The 1,473-nt window shown below is 63.4% G+C and carries 2 protein-coding genes; both read right to left on the reverse strand.

Annotation, left to right across the window (positions count from 1 at the left end; all coding sequences use genetic code 11):
- Positions 1-111: 111 nt before the first annotated feature.
- On the reverse strand, positions 112-1,143 hold the full coding sequence (locus AC1D1P_RS23160) for a cytochrome d ubiquinol oxidase subunit II (RefSeq protein ID WP_477674611.1): 1,032 nt from the start codon (positions 1,141-1,143) through the stop codon (positions 112-114).
- A partial coding sequence (locus tag AC1D1P_RS23165) for a cytochrome ubiquinol oxidase subunit I (RefSeq protein WP_477674612.1) occupies positions 1,136-1,473 on the reverse strand: 338 nt, incomplete at its 5' end. The genes AC1D1P_RS23165 and AC1D1P_RS23160, both read right to left, overlap by 8 nt.

Here is a 1,473-nt window from a genome sequence, read left to right on the forward strand (position 1 = left end):
ACCAGCATGAGCCGTGGAACCGGCTTTGCCGGGCCACAGGCGGGCGGCCCCCTCGGGGGGCAGGGAGCTACACGAAGTGAGCGACCGTGGGGGCCATATCCTGCGCGGGGGCTAATATTTCAATGCCGTACTTTTTCCCCAGAAAATCCGGTACGCAAAGACCGTGTAGCCGATGATCATCGGCAGCACCACGGCTGCGCCGGCCAGGATCACGCCCATGGCTTCGGGCGCGCTTGCCGACTGCCAGATCGTCAGCTTGTCGATCACCAGCCACGGGAAGAGGCTGTAGGCCAGGCCGTAGAAGGCCAGCAAAAACACGCCCACCGTCGCACCAAAAGGCACCCRTGCGCCGTATTCATTGCCTTGTGCCAGGCGCACCGGCAGGCGCTGCAGGCTGCGGAAAATCACGCCAAACAGCACCGCCGTGGCCGCCGGGATTGGCAGCAACAGCACGATGTTCGGAAACGAAAACCATTTGTCGAAAATGCTCTGGCTCACCAGTGGCGTAGCCACCGAAATGGCGCCAATACCGATCACAGTGAACAGCAGGCTGCGCCTGGCCCAGCGCACGGCCTGCAGTTGCAGTTCACCTTCGGATTTGATGATGAGCCAGCCGGCGCCGAGCAGGCAATACGCCGCGACCAGCGCCGCGCCGATGACCGCGTTGAACACAATCGTCCACCAGGTCGCCGCAAAACCGGTGATCAGCGAGCCCAGCATGTAGCCCTGTGACCAGCTCGCCAGCAGTGAGCCGGTGTAGAACATGCGGTTCCACAAGGGCTTGTGGCTGGCGCGCGCCTTCACGCGGAAGTCAAAGGCCACGCCGCGCAGCGTGAGGCCGATCAGCATGAAGGCCACCGGCAAATACAGCGCGCCCAGAATGACGCCGTGCGCCAGCGGAAACACCGTGAGCAAAATACCGACGCCCAGCACCAGCCAGGTTTCGTTGGCATCCCAGAAGGGTCCGATGCTGGCGATCATGGTGTCCTTGTCGTCATCGCCGGCGGTGCGCATCAACACGCCCACGCCCAAGTCGTAGCCGTCCAGGATCACGTAGGCCAGCATCGCCAGGCCCATCACCACCAGGAAAACAATGGGCATCCAGCCGGCGGCTTGCGTCAGGTCAGGGGCAAGGTCAAGCATGGGAGGCTCCTTCTTTTTCGGGGTAGTTCACGACGTTGAGGTCCTTCTCGGGCTCACCGGCGGTGCTGTCGTCCCCGAACGGCTTGTCGGCGTGTTTCCTGTGCCGCGCGAGGTAGAAGACCACCGACACATAAGACACCAGCAGCACCGCATACAGCGCGAGGTAGAGCGTCAGCGTCAACGCGATGCGCGGTGCCGGCACTCTTGAGGCGGCATCGGCTGCCGTCAGCACGCCCGTCACCAGCCAGGGTTGCCGGCCGATCTCGGTCACGTACCAGCCGGCGATCAGCGCGATCCAGCCTGCGAATGTCATGGCGACCAGAACTCGTG

It is taken from the genome of Polaromonas sp. P1_E1_2, from assembly GCF_056406035.1.